Source organism: Paeniglutamicibacter sulfureus (assembly GCF_030512175.1).
Lineage (GTDB): Bacteria > Actinomycetota > Actinomycetes > Actinomycetales > Micrococcaceae > Paeniglutamicibacter > Paeniglutamicibacter sulfureus.
This window is the reverse complement of the sequence record NZ_JAULBL010000002.1, coordinates 930,100-948,554: the sequence shown is the minus strand read 5'-3', so window position 1 is coordinate 948,554 and position 18,455 is coordinate 930,100. Positions and strand designations below refer to the sequence as shown.

Below are 18,455 nucleotides of genomic sequence, written 5' to 3'. Positions count from 1 at the left end.
CGACCATGGCGAGGTGGGTCGACCGGCTAGTTTGCGCCCTCGGGAGCCACTGCCGTGACCAACTCCTGAAGCTCTGGAACCCGCGCCGCGGATTCCAGCGCCGAGTGGAGCACCGCGTCGTGCGTCGGGTGGGCCTCAGCCAGGAGCTTCTTTCCAGCGGCAGTGAGCTCGGTGTAGATTCCCCGGCGGTCATCCGTGCATAGGATGCGTGTCAACAGGGCGCGGTCCTCGAGCCGCGTCACCAGCCGGGTCGTGGCGCTGCTCGACAGTGCGGCGGCGCGGGCAAGCTGGGCCATGCGCATATGCCAACCGTCCTGCCTGCTCAGGGCATCGAGCACCGTGAATTCGACAACGGAGAGGCCGTGCTTGGCCTGCAGTGCGCGCTCAAGCTCGCCCTCGATGAGGTTGTGCAGTGCGGCGAGCGTGCGCCAGCCCTGCGCGCGAACCTGTACGGCATCGTCTTTGATCCCCATGAAGACCCCTCCTCGTTCAATCGTCCGTTCCAGCATATCACCTTGCGCTGATATAACGCGTGTGCAATCATTGCGTTAGCACTTAGTTGCAGACGCAACGATTGATGCGGGGAAATCCTTCGCATCTCATTTCAACCATCACACACCGAAGGTTCACCATGCCCGCAGCTCTATACGCCCTCGCCCTGGGCGGCTTTGGAATCGGCTTGACCGAATTCGTCATCATGGGTCTCCTGCCGGAAATTGCCGCGGATTTCGGGGTCACCGAAACCGTCGCCGGCTACCTCATCTCCGGTTATGCCCTCGCCGTGGCCATCGGCGCCATCATCCTCACCGCGGTCTTCAGCCGACTGGACCGCAAGAAGTCATTGCTGTTCCTGATGCTGCTCTTCATCATCGGAAACCTCCTGAGCGCCACGGGCCCGACCTACGAACTGGTCATGGTCGGCCGCATTGTCGCCGCCCTGTGCCACGGAGCGTTCTTCGGAATCGGTTCCGTCGTGGCCGCCGACCTGGTGCCCGCGAACAAGCGTGCCGGCGCCATTTCGTTCATGTTTGCCGGGCTGACGATCGCCAATGTCCTGGGCGTACCCTTCGGCACGCTGTTGGGCCAAGCCGCGGGATGGCGTTCGACGTTCTGGGCCATCACCGCCATCGGCGTCGTCGCCTTCGTTGGCATCTTGGTTCTGGTGCCGGGCAACCTGGCCCGGTCGGGCAACCAGGGAATCTTCGGCGAATTCAACATCTTCCGCAGCCCGCAGGTCTGGCTGTCCATGTTCGTGACCATCTTGGGATACGGCGGCATGTTCGGCGCCTTCACCTATATTGCCTTCACCCTCACCGGTGTCAGCGGCTTCGCCGCCAGTTCCGTTCCTTGGCTGCTGGTGCTCTTCGGGGTCGGGCTCTTCGTGGGCAACATCCTCGGGGGCCGCGCCGCGGACCGAAACCTGGCGGCCACGCTGATCACCGTGCTCTCGGTCCTCACCGTCGTCCTGGTGGCCTTCGCACTCACCGCCGGCAACCAGATCGCCACCATCATTGCCCTGGTGCTCATGGGCGGCATCGGCTTCGCCACCGTTCCGGGACTCCAGATGCGCATCATGAACCATGCCGCCCACGCACCCACCCTCGCCTCGGGCGCCAACATTGCCGCCTTCAACGTGGGCAACGCGCTGGGTGCCTGGGTCGGTGGGCTGACGATCGCCGCGGGCCTTGGCTACACCTCTCCCCTGTGGGCCGGCGCGGGGATCACCGTTGCCGGACTCGCCGTCATGCTTATCGCGACCCGCGTCCGGGGCGGTGAATACTCCACGTCCCGGGCCACCGCCGCGGAACCCGTATCCGTCGGCTAGGGCCACAGACTCCCCACCTCCAACATCCCCGTTACCTGCAATCCAAGGAGCACCCCCATGAGCACCTCAACAAACACCATCCCAACCATCGCCCTCAACGACGGAACCATCATGCCGCAACTTGGCTACGGCGTCTTCCAGGTCCCGGATGACCAGACCACCGCAGCAGTGGCCACGGCATTGGAAACCGGATACCGCAGCATCGACACCGCCGCCATCTACGGCAACGAGTCCGGAGTTGGCCGCGCTCTGGGCGAATCGGGCCTGCCGCGCGAGGAACTCTTCGTGACCACCAAGCTCTGGCTGGCCGACCTGGGCCGGGCCTTCACCCGCGACGCCCTGAGCGCTAGCCTGGACAAGCTCGGCCTGGACCACGTGGACCTCTACCTGATCCACTGGCCGGGCACCGACACCGCCGCTTACCTGGAGTCCTGGCAGGCACTGGAGGAACTGCGTTCCGAGGGGCTGACCCGGTCCATCGGTGTCTCCAACTTCCTGCCCGGACAGCTTGAACGCATCATCGAGCTCGGAGGCACGGTTCCGGCCGTGAACCAGGTGGAGCTCCACCCCTTCCTGCAAAACCGCGAAACCGCCGCGGTGAACCGCGCGCACGGCATCGCCACCGAGGCCTGGAGCCCGCTGGCCCAGGGTGCTGTGCTGGATGATCCGGCCGTGCTGGCCGCCGCGGCCGCCCACGGGGTGACCCCGGCACAGGTGGTCCTGCGCTGGCATCTGCAGGCCGGCAACGTGGTGATCCCGAAGTCGGTCACCGCCTCGCGCATGGCCTCGAACCTCGACGTGTTTGGGTTCGATCTGGACGCCGGCCAGGTCGCGGCGCTCGATGCGCTGGATCGCGACGGGCGCACCGGGCCCTTCCCGGGCACCTTCAACGGCTAGGTTTCTGCGCAACCGACCAACAACATGTGGCCCGTGGCGGCCCCCGACTCCTGCCCCGCTGAAACGCGAGATACTGGAAGACATGGAACCCGTCCTGCTCGTGATCCCCGGATGCCCGAATTCCGCCACCGCCAAGGAACTCTTTGACACCGCGCTCAGGCTCGAGGGCATCGAGCACACGGTGCGCGTGCGGGAAATCAGCACCGAGGACGAGGCCGCCCTGCATGATTTCCACGGTTCTCCGAGCTTCAGCTTCAACGGTGCCGACCTCTTTGAATCCGACGCCGAACCCGCGGTGGCCTGCCGTGTCTACGGCACCCCGGACGGGTTCGCGGGCCAGCCGACCCTGGACGCCCTGCGTCAGGCCATTCGGGCCACTCGCTCCTGATTCACCCAGGACGCACTGAAGCCACCCGCATTCACGTTGGGACGCGTGAATACGGGTGGCTTCCGTGCCGGGAACGACACCGGCGAACCGATCGAGCTAGGCGTCGACCAGATCCTTCTTGTCGTCGTCCGCTTCCTTGGAATTCGTGCCCTTGGCATCCTCGGCCTGCGGGGCCTTGCCGTTCCAGGCGTGGCCCTGCTCGTGGTCCAGGTGCGTGGTCTTCTTGTTCTTCAGTGCGAAGATGTACACCAGCAGCGAGATGGCGATGGCCACGGTGACGTAGGTGAAGAACAGGTCAACTCGCTCGGCCTTCTGCAGCGCGGCACCGATCAGCGGGACGGTTCCGCCGAAGAGCGAGTTCGCGATCGCGTAGCCCAGGCCCACGCCCAAGGCGCGGATGGAGGCCGGGAACAGCTCGGCCTTCACCAGGGCGTTGATTGAGGTGTAGCCGCCGACAATCAGCAGGCCGCCGGGCATCAGCAGGAAGGCGAAGACCGGGTTCTGGGTCTTGGACAGCACCGAGAGCAGCGGCCAGGTGAACAGCACGCCGGTGATGCCGAACCAGAGCAGCAGCGGCTTGCGTCCGACCTTGTCGGAGATCATGCCGTAAACCGGCTGCAGCAGCATGAAGATGAACAGGGCCCAGAAGTTGATGACCGAGGTCTGCGTCTTCTCGATGCCCGAGGTGTCGTTCATGAACTTCAGGATGAAGTTGGTGTACGTGTAGAAGGCAACTGTGCCGCCCAGGGTAATGCCGATGCAGATGAGCAGCGGCTTCCATTACTGGGTGAACAGCAGCTTCATGGTGCCCAGCTGGGCCTCGCCGGCAACGCCCGGCTTGTTGGCCGCGGCCACCTGCTCGGCGGAGACGGTTTCCTCCATGGTGCGGCGCAGCCACAGGACCACGAGGACCGCGACGCCGCCGATGGCGAATGGAATGCGCCAGCCCCATTCGGTGAGCGTTTCATGGCTCATGGTGTTCTGCAGGATGACCAGCACCGGCAGGGCCAGCATCTGGCCGCCGATCAGGGTCACGTACTGGAAGGAAGAGAAGAACCCGCGGCGCTTGGAGGTCGCGGCCTCGGACATGTAGGTGGCGCTGGTGCCGTACTCGCCGCCCACGGAGAAGCCCTGGACCAGGCGCACGAAGACCAACAGCACCATGGCCCACATGCCGATGGCTTGCTGCGTCGGCAGCAGCGCGATGGGGAAGGAGCCGGCGGACATCATGGTCACCGACAGCGTCAGTGCCGCCTTGCGTCCGTGGCGGTCGGCGTAGCGGCCGAAGAACCACGCGCCCACCGGGCGCATCAGGAACGAGGTCGCGAAGACGGCCATGGCTTCCAGGCCGGCCTGCAGCTCGTTGGTGGCGTTGAAGAAGTGCGACTGGAAGTACACGGCAAACACCGTGTAGACGTAGAGGTCAAACCACTCCCCGAGGTTTCCGGCCGAGCCCTTGAGGATGTTGCTGACAGCCCTACGGGTTGCCGCCGCCTCGTTTGCATCTTTGGTGCCGGCACCGGGTCTCGGTGCCTTGTTCTTGCTGTCCACGGCAGGTTGTCCCATGGTTCCTCCTCTTGCATTGAGGCCCCGCAAATCACCGCGGGCCTCAACCGAGGCATTCGTGGGACATGTTACAACCAACGTGAGAGCGGATTCCTAACACTTCCTTAGGAGTCCGTCAGGGGTTCCGGAGCGGCCACGATGGGGAAGCGGGCGGGACGGGAAACGCGAAGAAATGATACTCTCCAAGACGGGCGCAAGATGCATTAGCGGGCCGTGAACCACGATTTCTTACGACACAATCCACGAATCAAGGGACCCTTCCATGGACGTACTCATCGTAGAGGATGACGACTCCATGGGCGCGGCACTCACCGCCGCGGTGAAGTCCACCGGACACGGCGCCACCAGGGTCGCCCGCGGCACCGACGCGTTGCTCAAGCACCGCGAATTTGACGTGATCCTGCTGGATCTGGGGTTGCCGGACATGGACGGTCTCGAGGTGCTGCGCAAGCTGCGTCAGGTCACCCAGTCCCCCATCCTGATCCTCACGGCCCGCGACGACGAACGCTCGGTGGTGCTCGGGTTGCGCTCTGGCGCTGACGACTACCTGATCAAACCGGTCAAGCTCGTGGAACTGCTCGCCCGCATCGAGGCAGTCACCCGGCGCACCATGCCCGCCGGCGGACGCAGGAACCCCAGCATCCAGATTGGGGAGCTAGCCATCGACCTCGACCGCCGCGTGGCCGAGGTTGCCGGAACCGAGCTGTCCCTGACGCCCACCGAATTCGACCTGCTGTCCCTGCTGGCCCGCAATGCCGGTTCGGTGGTCACCCGCGAACAGATCCTCGACTCCCTGTGGGGAGATGCCTTCCTGGCTTCCTCACGCTCGCTGGATGTGCACCTGACCGGGCTGCGCTCCAAGCTTTCGCTGCCCGGCTTCATCGTCAATGTCCGCGGCGTCGGCTACCGGATCGAGGCTGACCCGCAGTGAAGCTGCGCGTCCTGGGCATCCTGAGCGTGCTGGTGCTGCTGTTGGTGCTGCTCGTGTCCAACGTGATCCTCTCCTCCGCGGGACGCGAGGTGACGCAGCAGCTGCAAATCAACCGTGCCGCCTCACTGAACAGGATCGCCCAGCTCGCCTACGATGCGGCCAACGACGGGGACACCACGGTGCTGCGGCGGGACATGGAAACCTACTCCGGTCTCTACTCCGAGGGCCTGGTGGTGCGCCTGCAAGCCGGCACGCTGGCCTCCGGAGGGCTGGACCCCGAGCGCCCGGACGTGCGCGAGGCCCTGGGGCGGGCCTCGCTGAACCTCGCCGACACCACGCTGGACCCCGTCAGGCCCTTCGGCACCGGCAACGAGGTCATCTCCCGGTCCTTCGGCAGCGCCAGCCAGGTCCTGGGCGAGGTAGTCATGGAGGTCAACCTCGATGCCGCCCGGGATAAGCTGCGCTACCGCTGGCTGGTCACCGCCATTGCCGCCATCGCGCTGGCAGCGGTGTTGCTGCTGCTGGCGGGCAGGGTCACCGGCTGGGTGTTGCGCCCCGTGCAGCGCCTCGGCGCCGCGGTGCGTGAATTCAAGGACACCGGCCACACGCCGCCACTGCCCGAGGCCGGCCCCCCGGAGCTGCGCGAGCTCTCCCGGTCCTTCACCGACATGGCCACGACACTGGGTGAGCTCATCGATTCCCAGCGCCAACTCATTGCCGACACCTCCCACCACCTGCGCAACCCGATCGGGGCGCTGCGCCTGCGCGTGGACTTGCTGCTGCTGGAATTGCGGAATGAAAAGGAGCGTGCCGCCGGGGCCGGGGTGCTGGCGGAGCTCGAACGGGTCGAGGAAATCCTGGATTCGGTGCTCAGGCTGGCGGTGGCCGAACACCGGGTGATCGAGGATTCGGCCGGCGCCTCCCCCGAGGTCTCCGAGGGCCCCGGCTCCGGGAGCGTCAACGCCTTCGTGGTGCTGGCCGAAGAAGTGGACCGCGCCCGGCCCGCCGCCCTGGCGGCGGGATCCGACCTGGTACTGGCCACTCAGGAGGATCCCGGCGCGGAGCTCGCCTGCAGCCGGATCGAACTGGCGCAGATGCTCGGCGAGCTGCTGAACAACGCCATCAAGTACGCGCCTGGGGCGCAGATCACCGCCTCGGTGCGGACCCGGGGTTCGGCCACGCTCATCGAGATCGCCGATACGGGCCCGGGCCTGGAGCCCGAACAGCTGGCCGCCGCCACCACCCGCTTCTGGCGCGCCCCCGAACACTCCTCGATCCGCGGCACCGGCATGGGCATGACCATCGTTGACAGGCTGGCCACCGCAAACGGCGGTCGCCTGGTGCTGGCGCCCAACGAACCGAGCGGCCTGCGCGCCCGCATCGAATTCGACGCGCCACCCACCCTCCCCGGGCAGGGGGAAGCCTCATGAACGCAAACCCCGCTAGCGGCCTCCATCCGTCGCGGCGCAGCGTGCTGCGCGCGGCCTTCGCGGCCGGGACGGTCTCCCTGCTGGCCGCGGCACTCGCCTCCTGCGTCTCCGGACCGCGCCGCGAAACCATCGTTGTCGCCGGCGGGGAACCCGGCGGCTTCTACCTGGAATTCGCCACGCTGCTGGCGGCCTCCCTGCAACGGCACCAGGTGGCCCGCACCGCCACGGTCAACCCCACCGGCGGCAGTCTGGACAACGTCGCGCAGTTGCTCTCCGGCGAGGCGACCCTGGCCGTCGCGCTGGCCGACGCCGCCTCGCTCGAGGGTGGCCCGCAAGGCAAGCACCCCGGGCAGATCGCGGCGCTGGGCAAGGTCTACCAGAATTACGTCCACGCCGTGGTGCGCAGGGACGGATCCATCACCTCGCTCGATGACCTGGCCGGGCGCACCGTGGCGGTGGGCATGCCGGGCTCCGGCACCTCCCTGATCACCCCGCGCCTCTTCGAGGTCGCCGGCCTGAAATCCGCTCCCGCCGGGACATCGGCCGCGGGCCGGGACGTCATCGTGAAGGCCCTGGGACTCAACGACGGGGTCGCCGCCCTGGCCGCCGGAGAGGTCGACGCGCTCTTCTGGTCCGGCGGGGTGCCCACCGCCGCCATCGCCCAGGCCCACACCGAATCCGCGTTCGCCCTGCTTGACCTTTCCTCCCTGATCCCCGGACTGCGGGAGAGGTATGGGGCCTTCTACGACAAGGTGCTGATCCCCGGCGACAGCTATCCGGGCATCGACGCGATGTGGACGGTCGGGGTGGCCAACCTGCTGCTCTGCCGCACGGACCTGGACGCCGAGACGGTGCGGCAAACCGTGGACCTGCTGGTGGGGCATGCCGATGAGCTGATTCCGCGCTCGAGCGTCGGGGTGCAGTTCCTGAGCCCCGATTCGCTGATCAACACCGCCGACGTGCCGCTGCACCCTGCAGCGGCCCAGGCCTACCGGGAGCTCCACGGGTAGCACTGCACGGCCGGCAGCTTCCGTCCGGAAAGCGAAATCGCTCCGTGCAGGCCTGCCCCGGTGGGGCAAACCTGCACGGAGCGATGAGCGGATGTTCTTCTTTCCCGCGACGCGTCTGGGGATCAGAGCGTCATGTGTTCGAGCTGGCGCCCGTTGGTCTCGCGCACCAGGCGCCAGACAAAGAGGAACGAGAGCAGCGCGAAGCCTGCGTAGATGCCGTAGGCAAGCTGCAGGCCCGCCTCCGCGAGGGTCGGGAAGGTCGTGCTGACCGCGAAGTTCGCGATCCATTGGGCGGCGGCACCAAGGCCCAGGGCCAGTGCGCGGATGTTGTTGGGGAACATCTCCCCCAGCAGCACCCACACCACCGGTCCCCAGCTGGCGCCGAAGCCCACGACGAACAGGTTCGCTGCCACCAGCGCGATCATGCCCCAGGAACCCGGGAGGCTGAGCTCCCCGTTGACCGTGACAGCCTGGGCGAAGGCCACGGCCATGGTGCCCAACGACAGGGTCATCATGGCCGAGCCGACCAGCAGCAGCAGCTTGCGTCCAACCACATCCACCAGCGAGATCGCCACGATGGTTGCCACGATGTTGGTGACCGAGGTGATCACGGAGATCATGAACGAGTCGGATTCCTGGAACCCGACGGACCTCCACATGGTGGTCGAGTAGTAGAAGATCACGTTGATTCCCACGAGCTGCTGGAAGACCGAAAGCAGGATGCCGATCCAGACCAGTGTCTTGAACCCGAACTTGCCGCCGAAGAGATTCGCGAAGCGTTGGCGCCGTTCCACGTTCACGGTCGCCTTGATCTCGGCGATCTTGTTTTCCGTCGCTTCTCCGGCTTCCATGCCCACCACGTCGATGAGCACCCGTCGAGCGCCCTCGTCATCGCCTTTTTCCACGAGGTAGCGCGGAGACTCGGGCAACCGCGAGGCAAGGATCCCGTAGACGAGGGCCGGTACCAGCAGGGTGAGGAACATCCAGCGCCAGGCCTCCAGGCCCAGCCACGCGCTCTGGGCGGCGCCCCCGGCCAGCCACGCGATCATGGCCGAGAGCAGAAACGCCAGGAAAATTCCGCTGACCAGCGAGAGCTGCTGCAGCGTGGCCAGTCGGCCACGCGCCTTCGAGGGTGCAATTTCGGCAATGTACGCCGGGGCGATCACCGAGGCAAAGCCCACGCCGATGCCGCCGACGAAGCGCCACCAGATCAAGTCCCACACGCCAAAGGCGAACCCGCAGCCCAGTGCGCTGATCGAAAGCAGTGCGCTGGCAACGAGCATCGTGCGGATCCGGCCAAAGCGTTGCGAGCAAACCCCTGCATACCAGGCACCCAGTGCCGCGCCCAGCAGGGCGCAGGACACGGTGAAGCCCAGCAGGCCGGAGCCGAGTCCGAACTGCTCGCGCACCGCATCAACGGTTCCGTTGATGATCGCGCTGTCGTAGCCAAAGAGGAAGCCACCCAAGGCGGCAACCGCGGCCATGGCGACGAGCCTGGTCGTGACTCGTCCGTCATTCCTGTTCGGAGTGATAACCCGCTTTGCCTCAGACATCGAGTCCGGCCTTCGCAGAGCGCCCGGTCTTGAAGTCACCCGGCAGGCCGTGCTTGACCTGTGGCAGCCCATGGCTTTGGTCCACGATGTAATCTCCCTTGATTAATTGGTAAGACTCAATTAGTAAAGGAGCCTAAAGATTGTGATGTCCAGCATAAGGCACTGCGGTAGGATTTGGAAAGACTGCCTAACCAAAGGATCGATTCCATGATCACAGCAGCCGCCTCCGGAACCTCCGCCAGGCCCCTGCCGCAGACGCTGGCAACCGCCACCGACCGACGCTTCCTGCAGCACCTGCTCGAGCATGGCCCCAGCTCACGCACTGCAATCGCCGCTTCCACCGGACTCTCGCGACCCACCGCCTCGGAGGCCGCCACGCGCTTGTCGGAGACCGGTCTACTGAGAACCATCGAGACTCCCCCGGCCAAGAAGCGAGGTCGGATACCGGAGATCTACGACCTGGATCCCGCCTACGGCCACACACTCTCGCTCACGGCGGCAGCAGGGCGGACCCGGGTTCAAACCCACGACCTTCGTGGCACATTGCTGTATGACGCCGCCCTGGACCTGCCCGATTCCATGACCCGGGGCGAGCTGGAGAGGACCCTGCGCGACCTTGTCACCGCCGCGGTCGATGCCACCGGTTCCCCCTGCCTGGCGGCAACCGCATCACAGGGCAACCCCGTGGATCCGGCCACCCAGCGTCCGGTGGTCCTGCCGGCTTCCGCATTCCCGGAAGGGCGCGTTGACGTGAGCGCGCTCCTTCGCGAGGTGTGCAGTGGACCGGTGCGCCTGGACAACGACGTCAACTGGGCAACCCTGGCCGAACAGCGCATAGGTGTCGCCCGCGGGATCGATGAGCTACTCCTGGTTTACCTGGGACCGGGCATAGGCGCCGGACTGGTCATGTCAGGAACCGTCCAGCGCGGCCGACACGGCATGGTCGGCGAACTGAGTTACCTGCGCTCGGGCGGACGAACGCTGATCAGCCAGCTGCTGGAACACTCACGTGCGGCTCCCGGAAGCGATCGGCTCGACGTCCCCGCATGCTTGTCCCTTTTTGCAACCACCCCGGCCGCGGATAACGCCCGGCTTTTTGTCGAGGCCATTGCCCAGCAAATCGGCAACATTGCGGCCATCACCGATCCACAGGCACTGGTGCTTAGCGGCCCGATCGCCGAAGGCTCCACCTTCACACAAATGTTCGCCGAGGCCCTGCAGCCACTGCTGCTTGATGCAGACCTCGAGGTGTTGGCCAGCGCCCTGGGCGAGGATGCCCCCCTGATCGGGGCCAGCCTGGCCGCACGGGACATGGCCGAAGCCCACTTCTGGAGCAGCTACCGCTCCTGATACCCGAAACCCGTCCCACCGACACCGCCGCCCGGCTCGCCAAGGACGTGGCGTAGGCTACACCCAGGGAAATTATCGGGGAGGGGCGTGTCCATGTACCAGATCGAGGAAGCGGATTCCTTTGCCGCCTGGCGGCGGCTGATCTCCTCGACCTTCGTGCCGCTCGAGGCGGAACGGGTACGACCCGGCCCGTTCACCGGACGCATCGGCGGGCGCCAGTTACACGACGTCGGGATCATGCGCCTTGATGCCGACGCGCAGACGGTGTTTCGTTCGCCGGCCCTGATTTCCCGCGGCGGCATCGGCCACTACAAGTTGAGCCTGCAGCTCTCCGGCCACGGACTGCTGCTGCAGGACGGCCGGGAAGCGCTACTCTCCCCCGGGGATGTGGCCATTTATGACACCCAGCGCCCCTACACACTGAACTTCGATGACTCCTTTCAGACCCTGGTGCTCATGTTCCCGCAGCATCTGCTGGGGCTTGCCGCCGACGACGTCGCAGAACTCACCGCGGTTTCCATGGGCAAGGGCAACCGACTGGCCGAGGCAGTTGCCCCGTTCGTGGCGTCCATCGCCTCCCAGCTGCCGGAACTCAAGAGTCCCATCGGGCACCGGCTGGCGATGAATATCGTCGACCTGCTTTCCACGCTTTTGGCCGACGAGATCTATTCGCGCCCCGAGTCCAGCACCGACAACCATGCCAAGGTGCTGCGGCGCATCCAGCACCACATCGAGGCGAACCTGGCGGATCCGACGCTGGGGCCCGAGGCGATCGCCGCCGCCCACCACATTGCCACGCGCACGCTGCACAAGATCTTCTCCGCCTCCTCCCTGACGGTTGCCGGGTGGATCCGCGTGCGCAGGCTAGAGTCCTGCAGACGCGACCTGGCCGACCCGCTCTGCGCGCACGTTCCCATTGGCGAGATCGGCGCCCGCTGGGGGCTGGTCGATGCCGCGCACTTCAGCCGCATCTTCCGCGCCTCCTTCGGCCAATCCCCCAGCCAATACCGCTCCAACCCGGCGCCCGTGCGCTAGGGAACAAGAAGCGTACGGGCAAAGCCAAGCATGGGGCATGTGTCGCGGGACACACTGGGTACAGAAGTGATTCCCGCGTACCTAGGAGTGCAACATGCCCACCGCCACCACAAGCTTTGCCACCGACGCCGACCTGTTGGCCGCGATCCAGCCGTCCTCCGGCGGCCGGGACATCCACGACCCCGCCACCGGCGAGCTCGTGGGCAGGGCACCCGAGCACACTGTTGCCGACCTTGAACGTGCGGTTTCCGCCGCCCGCGCGGCGCAGCCGTCCTGGGCGGCACTGACCCACGCCGAACGCAGTGCCGCACTGAACCGCGCCGCCGATGCGGTGGAGGCCAACGCCGAGGCGCTGGCGGTGCTGCTCTCCCGCGAGCAGGGCAAGCCGCTGAACGGGCCCAACGCCCGCTTCGAGGTCGGCGCCTGCGCCGCCTGGCTGCGCGCCACTGCCGGGTTCGAGCTCGAACCCGAGGTGCTGGTCGACGACGAGGGCGGCCGCGCGGAAATGCACTACCGCCCGCTGGGCGTGGTGGGTGCGATCGGGCCGTGGAACTGGCCGATGATGATCAGCGTCTGGCAGCTGGCCCCGGCGCTGCGCATGGGCAACACCGTGGTTCTCAAGCCTTCCGAGTACACCCCGCTCTCGGTCCTGGCCCTGGTCGAGGTCATCAACGGGGTGCTCCCGGCCGACGTGCTCCACGTGGTTTCCGGCGGGCGCGAGGTAGGCGAGGTGCTCTCCGCGCACCGCGACGTCGACAAGCTCATGTTCACCGGCTCCACCGCCACCGGCAAGGCCATCATCCGCTCCTCCGCCGACACCGTGAAGCGCCTGACCATGGAGCTGGGCGGAAACGACGCCGGCATCGTGCTGCCCGACGCCGATCCAAAGGCGATCGCCGCGGACCTGTTCTGGGGCGCCTTCATCAACACCGGCCAGACCTGCGCTGCGCTCAAGCGCCTCTACGTGCACGAGGACATCTACGAAGAGGTCTGCACCGCGCTCACCGAGGTCGCCGCCCAGATGCCCATGGGCGTGGGGTTGGACGAGGCCAATGTGCTGGGCCCGCTGCAGAACAAGGCCCAGTTCGACATCGTCGCGGACCTGGTCAAGGCCGCCACCGACTCCGGGGCCCGGGTGCTCGCGGGCGCCAACCCCGAAACCGGCCAACCGGGCTACTTCTATCCGACCACGCTGATCGCCGACATCGACAACGACAACCCGTTGGTCGCCGAGGAGCAGTTCGGCCCGGCGCTGCCGATCATCAAGTACTCGTCCGTCGACGAGGCCGTGGCGATGGCCAATGGGCTGGACGTGGGCCTGGGCGCCTCGGTCTGGTCTTCCGACAAGGAGGCTGCACGCGAGGTCGCGGCCCGCATCCAGGCCGGCACGGTGTGGATCAACAAGCACGGAGCGGTGGACCCGCGGGTACCCTTCGGCGGGGCCAAGGCCTCCGGCTACGGCCTGGAATTCGGCGTCGCGGGCCTCAAGCACCTGGGCCAGCCACAGGTCATCAGCTACTAGGGGACGGAAGATACCACCATGGAACTCGACTACATCATCGTCGGCGCCGGCTCGGCCGGCAACGTCATCGCCCGCCGGCTGCTCGATGCCGGCAAGCGCGTAGCCCTGCTCGAGGCCGGCGATTTCGACACCAACCCGAACATCGCCACGCTCAACACCCTGGGCCACCTGTGGCACAGCGAGCAGGACTGGGACTACTACACCACCGAGCAGAAAGGTGCCTCCAATCGGCGCCTGCACCTTCCGCGCGGCAAGGTCATGGGCGGGTCCCACGCCCTGAACGCCGCCATCTGGGTGCGCGGGGACAGGTGGGACTACGACACCTGGGAGAAGGAAGGCTGCGCCGGCTGGGGCTGGGACGATGTCCTGCCCGTCTACCAAGCCATCGAGAACTTTGACGGCGGAGCCTCGGAAACCCGCGGGGACTCCGGACCGCTGGACGTCGTGGGGGACTTCGAGCGCAACCCGATCCAGGAAGACATGCTCGCTGGTGCCGTGGAGACCGGCATCCCGTTGAATGATGACTACAATTCCGGGGACGTCGAGGGCGTCTCGCGCATGCAGCTCACGGTGCGCGATGGAAAGCGGTTCAACACCTGGCACGCGTACCTCAAGCCCGTGGCGGAGAACCCGAACCTCACGCTGCTCACCGGCGCGCACGTGCGCCGGCTGGTCGTCGAGGACGGGCGCGTGGCGGGCCTGGAGTTCGACCACGAGGGCGAGCGCAAGTCCCTGCGCGCCACCGAGACCGTGCTGGCCGCAGGTGCGCTGAATTCCCCGGAGATCCTGCTGCGCTCGGGCATCGGCCCGGCCGACGAACTGCGCGCCCTCGGCATCGAACCGGTGCACGACCTGCCCGGTGTGGGCAAGAACCTGCAGGACCATCTGCTCTCCCCCGTCATCCTCACCACCGGGACCCGTCCGGTGCCCCAGGGGGCTGTTGCCCCGGCCGAGGTCCACTTCTTCGCCAAGAGCCGGCCCGGCCTTCCCGTGGCGGACACCCAGCCGCTGTTCTTCTCCGTGCCGATGTACTCACAGGACTACGCCCCCGGGGAGATGACCGGACCGGAAAACGGCTTCTCCATGCTCGGTGGCCTGGTCCGCCCGCAAAGCCGCGGCGAACTCACGCTCTCCGGCCCCGGCGAGGACGACCCGCTCTTGATCGACCTCGGCGCCCTGCGCGAACAGGCGGATGTCGATGCGCTGGTGGCCTCGGTGCGCCAATGCCGGGAGATCGGGCGGAGCCAGTCGCTGGCAGGATGGGAACCGACGGAGATCCACCCGGGCCCGGGGATCAACGACGAGGACCTGGAACAGTATGTGCGCGACTCGGTGGTCACCTATCACCACCAGGTCGGCACCTGCAAGATGGGCGTGGACGAACTGGCCGTCGTGGACCCCGCATCGCTGAAGGTCCACGGCCTGGAGGGTTTGCGCATTGCCGATGCCTCGATCATGCCGCTGGTGCCCACCGGCAATACCAATGCACCCTCGGTGATGATCGGCGAGCGTGCCGCGGCGATGCTTATCTCCGAGCGCGCCCCCGTGGCCAGGGAAGCTGTCGCCGGCTAGCGGACCCTTGGAATCGTCGGCCCGCCGCACCGTAGGGACTTTGCCCAGGTGAACGAGGGCCGACAGCTTCAAACTTCCAGACGAATCGTCCCGGCACCCCGATACTGGGTGCCGGGACGATTCTTGCTTGCGTCAATGTCGAGTGGTTCGCCTGACCAACACCACAGTGAAGCGCCGCAGCCTTGGCCCAGTGCCCGGGATCCGGCTAGTCCCGGGGCGGGCCGGGATCCTGGACGGGCACCGAGCCGTCCTCGACCGGCTCGGATCCACCTTCCCTGGCTTCCTTGACCCGTGGGTCCTTGGGCACCTCGCCGTGCGGCGGGCGGTCGTAAAACTTCTTGTAGCGCTCGTCCTCGTGATGGTTGTTGCCCATGGCCTGCCTCCCGCGAAAAAAGGGTGTGGATACCTCAACCGTGGCACTGCTTCCGGTTCTTGGCAACAGTCGTTGAGCGGCGGCCGAGGGCTCAGGCCGTCAGCTCCTCGCCGGCATCACTGATGACCTGTCCGAGACCTCCGCGGCGGAGGCTGGCGCGCTGGCGTTGGGCGCCGTTTCCGTCCCTGGCCAGTCGTTCCAGACCCGTCTGGACGAAATCAGTGTCGCCGTTCACGGCCAGGGCCTCGCCGATGAGCTGCAGCAACGCAACCAGTAGCTGCTTGGTGCTGATTGCCCGCCCGGTGACAGGATCCACCTGGTTCCCCGTTAAGCCGTGCTTGGCTGCTTGCCAGAAGGCGAGGTCCAGGACTTCGGGCAACAGCGGTTCGGTCGCGGCCGGGGCACGCAGGCTGGTGTCTACCAGTGCGCGCACAATGAGCGCCAGCAACACCGAGTCCTCGGCGCGTAGCTGGGCGTCCGCGATCCTGACCTCGATGGTGGGATACCGGTTCGATAGGCGCGCGGCCCAGCCAATATGGCCCTGGTCCAATACGACGTCGGATGCCAGAAGCGTGTCCATCCGGGTCCGATATTCCCGTGCGTCGGCAAAATGCGGCTGGATGCCCTGTATCGACCACCGGCGGTAGTGGATGCTGCGCCATGAAGCGAACCCTGAATCCGCACCGCGCCAAAACGGGGAATTCGAACCAATCGCCAGCACCAGCGGCAACCAAGGCCGCAGGGCATTCAAGGCCACCACCCCGGCATCCGCGTCAGGTATCGAGACATGGACGTGAAGCCCCGAGACATACTGCTCCCCACTGATTCCGGGCAGAAACTCGTGCATTGCGCGGTAACGGTCATCGTAGGCGATAGCGGCGGCGCCGGCGCGAACCAACGGTGCCGCACCCAGACCCACGGGCAGTAGATTCAGGCCCTGAACGGTGCGAGCGAGTTCCTTGCGGTACTCGCGCAGCGACGCCAGCGCAGTGGTTCCGTCACTGCAGATCGGCGTGGCGGTCTCTACCTGGCAGGCCAAGAGTTCGGTCTGAGTGGAATTCCCCCCTGCCTTGATGCCCATGATGATGGCCGACGTGGCAGCATCCGGGTCGGCAGGCAAACCGGTTTCCGGGTGAAGCAGGAAGAACTCTTCCTCGATGCCGAAGGTGCTCATGGGGATCCTTCCGTTAGAGATGCTAAGACGAGGCAATAATGCGTGGACAAGGGGATCGTCCGTGGCGACTTGGAATTTCACTCCATTCGCATCGGCAGGTGAATGCCAACATCTACCCTCCCGGGGAAGGGTGCCAACTCCCAACGTGGTCCCTGACGTCTTTCGACGACAGGGACCACGAAGCAACGACTCGGAGCCGAAGCCCTACTCGCTGTTGTCGTTACTGGTCGCCGGGCCGCTCTTGATGGCCCCGCCCTCGTCCGTCCAGTCATGGCCCGTCTCGGTGGACAGCGCAGGGTCCGATACGTGGTCCTCCCGCTTGGCCTGCTCTTTCTTCTCGGCAGCGTCCGTGGTGGATTCCTGGGATTCATTCATGGTGTTCTTCTCCTTTGTATTTTTGTGGGAAAAATTCAGGGGAGGATTGTCGTCCTCATTGGCGTTCTGCAACTGCGGCTCATCAAAACGAAGCAATTTATGGGTGCCGTCGCAAAACGGCTTGATCTTCGACCCGCCGCACCGGCAAAGCGCCACGGTTCCGCGCCTCGGATCGACCGGCTGGTTGTCGCCGTCCACGATGTCGAAGCTGCCCCTGACGATCAGCGGACCACGGGGACAAACGGTGATGCTGGCGGGCCCGGAGTTGCTCATGCTGCAGCCCGGAGTTCGGCGCGCAACGAGCTGCGGTCGGATTGCCAGGCGTTCATCTGCCATTGGCCGGCCAGCGTGTCGAGCAGGATGACAGTCGCAGCACCGAAGAACACGTCGTTCATCAATCGGGGGTCTGCCTCAATGAGTCCGCCGGCAAGGTCCCGTCCGGCAATTTGTTCATGAACGGCGTCGGCCTCCACGTGTTCATCGAAATAGTCAGTGACCGGCGAGCTAAATCCGAGTCGTCGGAATCCCCGGGCATACTTCGCATTCGGTATGGATGAGGTCATCTCGTAGATCGCCAAGTGGCCGCAGGCAGCGCCCCGGTGCCTGCGGTGCAGGCCGAAGAGTGAAATGACATTCACTGAAGCCAGGGTGATGGCAGGGATGGCATCGATGTAGCTCCCGAAGTCGTTCTCGAGCCCCAGCCCCTGCATGGTCCGGGCAAATAGTTCGGCGTGCGTTTGGCCGGGAACCCCACCGCCGTATTCGTCGGCTTGGATCTCCACCAGCGCCGATTTGGCACGGCCGGTGAGTCGCGGAATCGCCCAGGTGTGGGGATCGGCTTCCTTCAACTGGTAAATGGACTTGTGGACCAGGAATTCACGGGCCTGTTCCAGGGTCGCATTGCGCGCAACAAAGGAGGATACCGATGGCCCGGTCGCTGCTTTGGTCATGTCGAAGAGTGCCTCGGCCACTGATTGCGCGGTCGGGGCCGGTTGCGGAAGTTCTCCTATGGTGTCGTTCAAGCGGTTCTCGAACCGCTCCTCGAGCCGTTTGCGCAGGGCCAACAGCGGCGGATGCCATTCCCAGCCATCGTCGATGGAGTCGAAGCCCGAGTAGTGGAGTTCATAGAGGACAAACAAGGTGAGCTGCAGATCCTCGTTGAAGAGGATATCTGTATCGACGCGGAAGGCTTCTGCTGCCGTTTCCCCGAGTTGGTCCAGGTCATCTGGCATGTCATTGCGCACCAGAGCCGCGATAAGTGCGGAACTGAGCGGCCCACGTCCAGTAGGGAGGTCTCGCATGATGCTCCGTTCGTGAAGGGGAACCCCGGGGGCGGCTCCAAGAACACCCATGTGTCGTCATGGAGCTTCCTGGAATCCGAAATTGATCTTGAAATTACCGTAAGTTGCCTTCACTGGAACGACAAGAATTTTGACACTCGCCTCAGCTGATAG

Annotated in this window: 16 protein-coding genes and 1 pseudogene; 10 read left to right on the top strand and 7 right to left on the bottom strand. The window is 65.7% G+C overall.

All coding sequences use genetic code 11. The annotated features are described in order from the left end of the window. Nucleotides 1–26: 26 nt before the first annotated feature. On the bottom strand, nt 27–473 hold the full coding sequence (locus tag Q2T94_RS10995; protein ID WP_264269648.1) for a MarR family winged helix-turn-helix transcriptional regulator: 447 nt from the start codon (nt 471–473) through the stop codon (nt 27–29). 158 nt (nt 474–631) lie between these two features. Here Q2T94_RS10995 and Q2T94_RS10990 point away from each other — a divergent pair, with 158 nt between their 5' ends. The 3 genes from Q2T94_RS10990 (at nt 632) to Q2T94_RS10980 (ending at nt 3,110) form a co-directional block, all read left to right on the top strand. Beyond that, complete coding sequence (locus Q2T94_RS10990) at nt 632–1,825, top strand: MFS transporter (RefSeq protein WP_302264319.1); 1,194 nt, start codon at nt 632–634, stop codon at nt 1,823–1,825. A gap of 57 nt (nt 1,826–1,882) precedes the next feature. Further along, nucleotides 1,883–2,722 carry an aldo/keto reductase gene (locus Q2T94_RS10985; protein ID WP_302264317.1) on the top strand — a complete coding sequence of 280 codons (840 nt, stop codon included), beginning with the start codon at nt 1,883–1,885 and terminating at the stop codon, nt 2,720–2,722. 82 nt (nt 2,723–2,804) lie between these two features. After that, nucleotides 2,805–3,110 carry a hypothetical protein gene (locus Q2T94_RS10980; protein WP_302264315.1) on the top strand — a complete coding sequence of 102 codons (306 nt, stop codon included), beginning with the start codon at nt 2,805–2,807 and terminating at the stop codon, nt 3,108–3,110. A gap of 96 nt (nt 3,111–3,206) precedes the next feature. Here the strand turns inward: Q2T94_RS10980 and Q2T94_RS10975 are convergent. After that, a pseudogene (locus Q2T94_RS10975) lies at nt 3,207–4,676 on the bottom strand (MFS transporter). Between the two features lie 262 nt (nt 4,677–4,938). Here Q2T94_RS10975 and Q2T94_RS10970 point away from each other — a divergent pair. The 3 genes from Q2T94_RS10970 to Q2T94_RS10960 are packed head-to-tail and all read left to right on the top strand — an operon-like array spanning nt 4,939 to nt 8,047. Then, nucleotides 4,939–5,607 carry a response regulator transcription factor gene (locus Q2T94_RS10970; RefSeq protein WP_302264314.1) on the top strand — a complete coding sequence of 223 codons (669 nt, stop codon included), beginning with the start codon at nt 4,939–4,941 and terminating at the stop codon, nt 5,605–5,607. Further along, complete coding sequence (locus Q2T94_RS10965; RefSeq protein ID WP_302264313.1) at nt 5,604–7,037, top strand: sensor histidine kinase; 1,434 nt, start codon at nt 5,604–5,606, stop codon at nt 7,035–7,037. Before Q2T94_RS10970 ends, Q2T94_RS10965 begins: the two co-directional genes overlap by 4 nt. Beyond that, the gene (locus Q2T94_RS10960) at nt 7,034–8,047 is read left to right on the top strand and encodes a TAXI family TRAP transporter solute-binding subunit (RefSeq protein ID WP_302264312.1); all 1,014 of its coding nucleotides are present in this window, start codon (nt 7,034–7,036) and stop codon (nt 8,045–8,047) included. Before Q2T94_RS10965 ends, Q2T94_RS10960 begins: the two co-directional genes overlap by 4 nt. A 122-nt stretch (nt 8,048–8,169) precedes the next feature. Here Q2T94_RS10960 and Q2T94_RS10955 read toward each other — a convergent pair whose 3' ends face one another. Continuing rightward, on the bottom strand, nt 8,170–9,600 hold the full coding sequence (locus Q2T94_RS10955) for a sugar porter family MFS transporter (RefSeq protein ID WP_302264311.1): 1,431 nt from the start codon (nt 9,598–9,600) through the stop codon (nt 8,170–8,172). Between the two features lie 207 nt (nt 9,601–9,807). On the opposite strand from Q2T94_RS10955, the gene Q2T94_RS10950 reads away from it, so the two are divergent. The 4 genes from Q2T94_RS10950 (at nt 9,808) to Q2T94_RS10935 (ending at nt 15,079) form a co-directional block, all read left to right on the top strand. Then, entirely contained in the window at nt 9,808–10,950 is a 1,143-nt protein-coding gene (locus Q2T94_RS10950) for an ROK family transcriptional regulator (protein ID WP_302264310.1), read from the top strand. Between the two features lie 93 nt (nt 10,951–11,043). Beyond that, the gene (locus Q2T94_RS10945) at nt 11,044–11,985 is read left to right on the top strand and encodes an AraC-like ligand-binding domain-containing protein (protein ID WP_302266410.1); all 942 of its coding nucleotides are present in this window, start codon (nt 11,044–11,046) and stop codon (nt 11,983–11,985) included. A gap of 94 nt (nt 11,986–12,079) precedes the next feature. After that, a complete protein-coding gene (locus Q2T94_RS10940) occupies nt 12,080–13,507 on the top strand; it encodes an aldehyde dehydrogenase family protein (protein ID WP_302264308.1) in 1,428 nt (475 codons plus the stop codon). Nucleotides 13,508–13,525: 18 nt separating this feature from the next. Next, on the top strand, nt 13,526–15,079 hold the full coding sequence (locus Q2T94_RS10935; RefSeq protein ID WP_302264306.1) for a GMC family oxidoreductase: 1,554 nt from the start codon (nt 13,526–13,528) through the stop codon (nt 15,077–15,079). 205 nt (nt 15,080–15,284) lie between these two features. Here Q2T94_RS10935 and Q2T94_RS10930 read toward each other — a convergent pair whose 3' ends face one another. The 4 genes from Q2T94_RS10930 to Q2T94_RS10915 all read right to left on the bottom strand — a co-directional run bounded on the left by Q2T94_RS10930 (nt 15,285) and on the right by Q2T94_RS10915 (nt 18,233). After that, a complete protein-coding gene (locus Q2T94_RS10930) occupies nt 15,285–15,452 on the bottom strand; it encodes a hypothetical protein (protein WP_302264304.1) in 168 nt (55 codons plus the stop codon). A 91-nt stretch (nt 15,453–15,543) separates the two neighbouring features. Further along, nucleotides 15,544–16,626: a carboxylate-amine ligase gene (locus Q2T94_RS10925; RefSeq protein WP_302264302.1), complete on the bottom strand. Its 1,083-nt coding sequence runs from the start codon at nt 16,624–16,626 to the stop codon at nt 15,544–15,546. A 204-nt stretch (nt 16,627–16,830) separates the two neighbouring features. Then, nucleotides 16,831–17,274 (bottom strand): CDGSH iron-sulfur domain-containing protein, encoded by a 444-nt coding sequence (locus Q2T94_RS10920; protein ID WP_264269605.1) that lies wholly within the window; start codon nt 17,272–17,274, stop codon nt 16,831–16,833. Further along, nucleotides 17,271–18,233 carry an iron-containing redox enzyme family protein gene (locus tag Q2T94_RS10915; RefSeq protein WP_377700297.1) on the bottom strand — a complete coding sequence of 321 codons (963 nt, stop codon included), beginning with the start codon at nt 18,231–18,233 and terminating at the stop codon, nt 17,271–17,273. Before Q2T94_RS10915 ends, Q2T94_RS10920 begins: the two co-directional genes overlap by 4 nt. Between the last annotated feature and the right edge of the window lie 222 nt (nt 18,234–18,455).

Bases quoted from the DNA above. Each gene is read 5' to 3' on its own strand.
- Q2T94_RS10955 (WP_302264311.1), bottom strand. From the start codon at position 9,600: ATGTCTGAGGCAAAGCGGGTTATCACTCCGAACAGGAATGACGGACGA.
- Q2T94_RS10960 (WP_302264312.1), top strand. From the start codon at position 7,034: ATGAACGCAAACCCCGCTAGCGGCCTCCATCCGTCGCGGCGCAGCGTG.
- Q2T94_RS10985 (WP_302264317.1), top strand. From the start codon at position 1,883: ATGAGCACCTCAACAAACACCATCCCAACCATCGCCCTCAACGACGGA.
- Q2T94_RS10990 (WP_302264319.1), top strand. From the start codon at position 632: ATGCCCGCAGCTCTATACGCCCTCGCCCTGGGCGGCTTTGGAATCGGC.
- Q2T94_RS10940 (WP_302264308.1), top strand. From the start codon at position 12,080: ATGCCCACCGCCACCACAAGCTTTGCCACCGACGCCGACCTGTTGGCC.
- Q2T94_RS10995 (WP_264269648.1), bottom strand. From the start codon at position 473: ATGGGGATCAAAGACGATGCCGTACAGGTTCGCGCGCAGGGCTGGCGC.
- Q2T94_RS10925 (WP_302264302.1), bottom strand. From the start codon at position 16,626: ATGAGCACCTTCGGCATCGAGGAAGAGTTCTTCCTGCTTCACCCGGAA.
- Q2T94_RS10930 (WP_302264304.1), bottom strand. From the start codon at position 15,452: ATGGGCAACAACCATCACGAGGACGAGCGCTACAAGAAGTTTTACGAC.
- Q2T94_RS10950 (WP_302264310.1), top strand. From the start codon at position 9,808: ATGATCACAGCAGCCGCCTCCGGAACCTCCGCCAGGCCCCTGCCGCAG.
- Q2T94_RS10920 (WP_264269605.1), bottom strand. From the start codon at position 17,274: ATGAGCAACTCCGGGCCCGCCAGCATCACCGTTTGTCCCCGTGGTCCG.
- Q2T94_RS10980 (WP_302264315.1), top strand. From the start codon at position 2,805: ATGGAACCCGTCCTGCTCGTGATCCCCGGATGCCCGAATTCCGCCACC.
- Q2T94_RS10915 (WP_377700297.1), bottom strand. From the start codon at position 18,233: ATGCCAGATGACCTGGACCAACTCGGGGAAACGGCAGCAGAAGCCTTC.
- Q2T94_RS10945 (WP_302266410.1), top strand. From the start codon at position 11,044: ATGTACCAGATCGAGGAAGCGGATTCCTTTGCCGCCTGGCGGCGGCTG.
- Q2T94_RS10935 (WP_302264306.1), top strand. From the start codon at position 13,526: ATGGAACTCGACTACATCATCGTCGGCGCCGGCTCGGCCGGCAACGTC.
- Q2T94_RS10970 (WP_302264314.1), top strand. From the start codon at position 4,939: ATGGACGTACTCATCGTAGAGGATGACGACTCCATGGGCGCGGCACTC.